The sequence below is a fragment of the Acidimicrobiales bacterium genome, assembly GCA_036273495.1.
Classification (GTDB): domain Bacteria; phylum Actinomycetota; class Acidimicrobiia; order Acidimicrobiales; family JAJPHE01; genus DASSEU01.
The window spans coordinates 1-5767 of record DASUHN010000115.1 but is presented as its reverse complement, the minus strand read 5'-3'; the positions used below and the strand labels follow the sequence as shown (position 1 = coordinate 5767).

Annotated in this window: 5 protein-coding genes; 4 read left to right on the top strand and 1 reads right to left on the bottom strand. The window is 72.0% G+C overall.

Features of this window, described 5'->3' with window-relative positions; all coding sequences use genetic code 11:
- From VFW24_04865 to VFW24_04855, 3 genes are all read left to right on the top strand, one after another.
- On the top strand, positions 1–1024 hold a 1024-nt coding region (locus VFW24_04865), incomplete at its 5' end, for a class I adenylate-forming enzyme family protein (protein ID HEX5266082.1).
- 44 nt (positions 1025–1068) lie between these two features.
- Complete coding sequence (locus VFW24_04860) at positions 1069–1950, top strand: amidohydrolase family protein (protein ID HEX5266081.1); 882 nt, start codon at positions 1069–1071, stop codon at positions 1948–1950.
- Between the two features lie 10 nt (positions 1951–1960).
- Positions 1961–4390, top strand: a complete 2430-nt coding sequence (locus tag VFW24_04855) for a CoA transferase (GenBank protein HEX5266080.1) — start codon at positions 1961–1963, stop codon at positions 4388–4390.
- On the opposite strand, the gene VFW24_04850 is transcribed toward VFW24_04855, so the two are convergent.
- Positions 4387–5235, bottom strand: coding sequence for an enoyl-CoA hydratase-related protein (locus VFW24_04850; GenBank protein ID HEX5266079.1), 849 nt, complete (start codon positions 5233–5235; stop codon positions 4387–4389). The genes VFW24_04855 and VFW24_04850 overlap by 4 nt on opposite strands.
- A 94-nt stretch (positions 5236–5329) precedes the next feature.
- Here VFW24_04850 and VFW24_04845 point away from each other — a divergent pair.
- A partial coding sequence (locus tag VFW24_04845; GenBank protein ID HEX5266078.1) for an amidohydrolase occupies positions 5330–5767 on the top strand: 438 nt, incomplete at its 3' end.

Sequence of the window (5767 nt, the reverse complement as noted above, 5' to 3'; positions counted from 1 at the left end):
CCACCGGGCCCTGACCGCTCCCGCCAGCGCCGCCGCCCTGGTGCCGGGCATCGTCCCCCGTGGCGAGGTGGTCAGCGGTCTGCCGGTGGCCCACATCGCCGGGTTCTCCATGCTGGTGAGCACTGGGGGCGGCGGCCTGCCGATCTACCTGCTGCGCCGGTTCCGGCCCGACACCGCCCTCGACGCCATCGAGTCCCGCCGGCCGTTCATGTTCATCGGCGTTCCCGCCATGTACCGGATGATGTGGGAGGCGGGGGCCCCGGAGCGGGACCTGGGCTCGGTGCGGGTCTGGGCCTCCGGCGCCGACGCCATGCCGTTCGAGCTGGCCCAGAGCTTCCAGAAGCTCGGCTCGCTCGTCCGCCTTCCCGGCGGCCGGCGCCTGGGCCGGGCGGCGTTCCTCGACGGTTACGGCATGGTCGAGGTCGGAGGCGGGGTGGCGCTCAAGCTGCTGCCGCCGGGGCCGTCCCTGCCGGTGAAGGGCCTGTTGGGCGCGCCCATGCCGCGCTACTCGCTGAAGGTCGTCGATGACGGGGGCCAGCCGGTGCGGCGCGGGGCGGTGGGCGAGCTGATGGTGAAGGGCCCCGGCGTGATGCGCGGCTACCACGGTCAGGCCGCCGCCACCGACGAGACGGTCACGCCCGACGGCTGGGTGCGCACGGGAGATCTGGCGCGCTCGCACCGGCTGGGCCTCATCGAGTTCGCCGGTCGCAAGAAGGACGTGGTCAAGCACGGCGGCTACTCGGTGTTCCCACCCGAGGTGGAGGCGGTCATCGAGCAGCACCCCGGTGTCTCGGAGTGCGCCGTGGTGGGCCTCACGGACGAGCGCAAGGGTCAGGTTCCGGCCGCGGTCGTGGTGCGCCGCGAGGGGGGCGGCGCCGGGGCGTCCGAGGACGAGATCATCGCCTGGGCGCGCCAGCGCCTGGCCGACTACAAGGTGCCGACCCGGGTGGTGTTCGTGCCCGAGCTGCCCCGCACCGGCACCGAGAAGATCCAGAAGCAGGCCCTGCCCGAGCTGTTCGTCTGATCGCGCTACGGTCCCGATCGAGGACTGGAGGAACGCCCGTGCCCATGCCCACCGACATCGGGATCGTGGATCTCGGGATCGGATTCCCGTACCGGAGCCACGAGGACAAGAGGGCCGCCTACGACTTCTTCCGCCCCCTCCTCAAGGACGCCCAGAGCGCCAAGGAGTTCGAGTTCCCCGCCCAGTACATGTTCAAGGACGTGCCGGACGTGGTGGACCCCGACGTCGATCCGGTGGCGTGGGTCGTGGAGAAGATGGACGAGTTCCACATCGAGTTCGCCAAGACCGGGCTGTCCCCCAACGGGATCCGCGCCAAGCAGGAGCACCCCGGCCGATTCTTCCTCAGCATGTCGGTGAATCCCCATCGCGGCGTGGAGATGCTCCGGGACATGGAGCGGGCCAAGGCCGAGCACGACATCGTCTCGGTCTCCTGCTTCCCGTGTGGGCAGGTGCCCCAGGTCGCGGTCGACGACAAGAAGATGTACCCGATCTACTCCAAGTGCGTGGAGCTCGACATCCCCATCTGCATCAACGGCGGCGTGGTCGGGCCGCGGATGCCCTTTGCCGCCCAGCACGTCGAGCATTTCGACGAGGTCTGCTACGACTTCCCCGACCTCACCATCGTCATGATGCACGGCGGGGAGCCGTGGACGGCGCTGGCCGCCAAGCTCATGCTCAAGTGGCCGGGCCTGCACTACATGACGAGCGCCTTTGCCCCCAAGCACTACCCGAAGGACATCATCGACTTCGCCAACACGCGCGGGAAGGACAAGGTGATGTACTGCGGGTACTTCCCCGCCGGGCTGACCCTGGAGCGCCAGTTCCGGGACATGCCGAACGTCCCCTTCCGCGACGAGGTGTGGCCCCGGTTCCTGCGCGAGAACGCCCTCCGGGTCTTCAAGCTCGACGACCCGGCCCGCCGGTAGCGACCGTCGGATGAGCCCCGTCCCCGGTCCCCTGGCCGGCCTCCGGGTGGTCGAGCTGTCCGGGGGGCTGGCGCCCCCGACCGGGATCGTCGGGTACGGGCCGGCGTACGCAGGAAAGCTGTTTGCCGACGCGGGAGCCGACGTGTGGCTGGTGGAGCCGCCCGAGGGGGACCCGCTCCGGCGCTGGGTCGCGGCCGACGTGCCCGCCACCGGTCCCGACGGCCGGGACGGCGCCCTGTTCCGCTTCCTGGCCGCGTCCAAGCGCTCACTGGCCGGCGCCCTCGGGGACCCCGCCGTCGACCAGCTCGTCGCCGGCGCCGACCTGGTCATCGAGGGCCTGCCCGCCGGCACGGTCGAGGGGGCCGGCCTCCTGGGCCAGCCCGGACTGGTCGTGCTGTCGATCTCCCCGTTCGGACGGGGGCCGTGGCAGGACCGCCCCGCCACCGAGATGACCGTGCAGGCGGAGTGCGGCTCGATCGGCGCCCGCTTCTACCCCGAGGCGCCGCCGCTGCAGGCCGGCGGGCGCATCGCCGAGTGGGCCGGGGGGGTCTTCGGCGCCCCGGCGGCCCTGGCCGCCGTCCGCCATGCCCGCCGGACCGGCGCCGGCGCCCACATCGACGTGTCGATGGCCGAGGCCATGTGCGTGTGCACCAACCTCTTCGTCGACCTGATGATGTCGCTGGCGGGACGACCCGCCGTCGGATCCCTCGCCGCCAGCGGCGGCGAGTTCCCCGCCATCGAGCAGACCGCCGACGGCTGGGTCGGCTTCAACACCAACTCGGCCCAGATGTTCCAGGACTTCCTCGTGCTGATCGGCCGGGCCGACCTCACGGGGGACCGGACGGTGCGAAGCGACCCGGCCCGCCGGCCCGACCTGGAGCGTTCCAGCCGGGAGTGGTGCATGGCCCGCACCACCGACGAGATCGTCGAGGAGGCGGCGCTGTTCCGTATCCCGTGCGTGCCGGTCGGCCACGGCGCCAACCTGCCATCCAACCCGCATCTGACCGAGCGGCGCGCCTTCACCACGGGCGCCGACGGGGACTTCGTCTGCCCCCGGCCGCCCTACCGGCTCAACGGCGCCGTGCTGCCCGAGCCCGGCCCCGCCCCGGCCGTCGGAGCCGACAGTGGTTCGGTTCCGGGCGGCCGGCGCCCGGCGCAGGGAGCGTCCGCCGGGCAGGCCGGACCTCCGGCGGGCCCCGACCTGCCGATGGCGGACCTCAAGGTGCTCGACCTCACCTGCTGGTGGGCGGGGCCGGGGGCCACCCAGCTGTTCGCCGCCCTCGGGGCCGACGTGATCCACGTCGAAGCGGTGCAACGGATGGACGGGATGCGCCCGGCGGCGGCCCTCCTGTTCACCGGCAAGGAGCAGTGGTGGGAGTACAGCTCGTTCTTCCTGTCGATCAACGTCAACAAGCGGGGCGTCACCCTGAACCTGGACGACCCGGCCGGGCTCGAGGCGGTGCACCGCCTGATCCGGTGGGCCGACGTGGTGATCGAGAACTACACCCCGCGGGTTATGGACCGGTTCGGGCTCGACGAGAAGGGCGTGCACGACGTGAACCCCGACGCCGTGGTCGTGCGGATGCCGGCGTTCGGGCTGGACGGACCGTGGCGGGACCGGGTCGGCTTTGCCCAGAACATGGAGGCGATGTGCGGGATGGCGTGGGTGACCGGCATCCCCGACGGACCGCCCCGGCTGCCCCGGGGGCCGTGCGACCCCATCGGGGCCATGCACGGCGCCTTCGCCACCCAGGCGGCGCTGATGGCGCGGGAGACCTCGGGGCGGGGGCAGTTCGTCGAGGCGGCCCTGCTCGAGAGCGGGATGAACGTGGCCGCCGAGCAGGTGGTCGAGGCGTCGGCGTACGGCGCCGCCCCCCGCCGGGACGGGAACCGCTCACCAGGGGCGGTGCCCCAGGGGGTGTTCGCCTGCGGGCCCGGGCCTGACGGGACCGAGCGGTGGCTCGCAGTCTCGGTCGCCACCGACGCCCACTGGGACGGGCTGCGCCGGGCCCTGGGCCAGCCGGAGTGGGCGGCCGGCGCCGACCTGGCGACATCGGCGGGCCGGGCCGGCGCCCAGGACACCCTGGAGAGGGCCCTGGCGGAGTGGGCGGCCGGTCAGGAGGCCGGGAAGGCCGCCGAGCTGCTCCTCGGCCACGGCGTGCCCGCCGCGGTCGTCTACGACTTCCGCGCCGTGTCCGAGCACCCCGAGTTCGGGGCCCGGCGGTTCTTCGAGCACTTCGACCACCCGGTGGTGGGACGCCACCCGGTGTTCGGCATGCCGTTCCGCTACACCGGCATCGGGAGCTGGGTCCACTCCCCCGCCCCGACCCTCGGCCAGCACAACCACGAGGTGCTGACCGAGGTGCTCGGGTACACGGAGGAGGAGGTGGCCGACCTCGAGCGGCGCGAGGTCATCGGGACCCGGCCCCTCGGGGTCTAGTCCCGGCCGGCGGGCTGCTTCTCGCCGGTCCGGTAGTCCCCGAACGGGGCGTCGCGCTCGGACAGGGTCTGGGTCAGGCCCTGCTTCATGGTGTTGGCCACGAACTCCCGCAGGCTGCGCTGGTGGGTGCCGAGGGCGCACAGCTCGGTGCCGATGCGGATGCCGGTGCGCATCCCCATGACCTCCATCTGGCGGTGCACCACCCGCTTGTTGATCTGCACCACGTCGGGCGGCAGCTTGGCGATCCGCTCGGCCACCTCGAGCACCTTCTGGTCGAGCTGGTCGATCGGGAAGGCGTCGTTGGCCCATCCCAGCCGGACGGCCTCGAGGCCCGACATCGAGTCCCCGGTGAGCATGGCCTCCATGGCCTTGCGCATGCCCATGGTCCAGGGGTGGAAGTGCATGTCCGGCACGCCGAAGCGCACCGCCGGGTAGCCGATCTGGGCGTCCTCGGCCACGTAGACGAGGTCGCACCCGGTGGCCATCTCCGACCCGCCCGCCAGGCAGTAGCCGTGGACCTGGGCGATCACCGGCTTGGCCAGGTCCCAGATGCTCATCCACCCCTCGGTGACGTGGCGGGGCCACTGCCCGTCGCCCCCCGGGGTGTAGTACGGCATCTCCTGGCCCTCGTTGCCCCCGCCCAGGTCGTAGCCGGCCGACCACGACTTGCCTGCGCCCCGCACGATCGTGACCCGGACCGATTCATCCTGATCGGCGGCCCTCAGGGCGGCGAAGATGTCCCTCCGCAGCGGGTGGAACAGGGCGTTGCGCTTGTCGGGCCGGTTCATGGTGATCCTTCGCACCCCCGGCGCCGGGTCGTCGACGATCACGTACTCGTAGTCCATCGGGCCCTCCCCTGACTCCCCCCGGCGGGTGCCCGGGCGGGTCCCGGGTGGCCGAAGTGGAACACGTTCTACTACCGGAATATACTGGGCGCCCATGAAGACGGGTAACGCCACCATCGACCGGGCCAACGGCCACTACACCATCGTCACCGCCGACAGCCACGCCGGTGGCAGCCATGCCGCGTACCGGGAGTACCTGGACCCGGCCTATCTCGAGGAGTTCGACGCCTGGCGGGGCAGGTACAAGAACCCGTTCAAGGACCTGGGGGACAACCGCCGGCTGCGGAACTGGGACAACGAGATGCGCAACGGCCAGCAGCTCGAGGACGGGATCGTCGGCGAGGTCATCTTCCCCAACACGGTGCCGCCGTTCTTCCCGAGCTTCGTGTTGTTCGCCCAGCCCCCGAGGCCGGAGGACTACCGCCACCGGCTGGCCGGCATCCGGGCGCACAACCGCTGGCTCAAGGATTTCTGCGCCGAGGATCCGGTGCGGCGCGCCGGCATCGGGCTGATCCTGCCCAACGATCTCGAC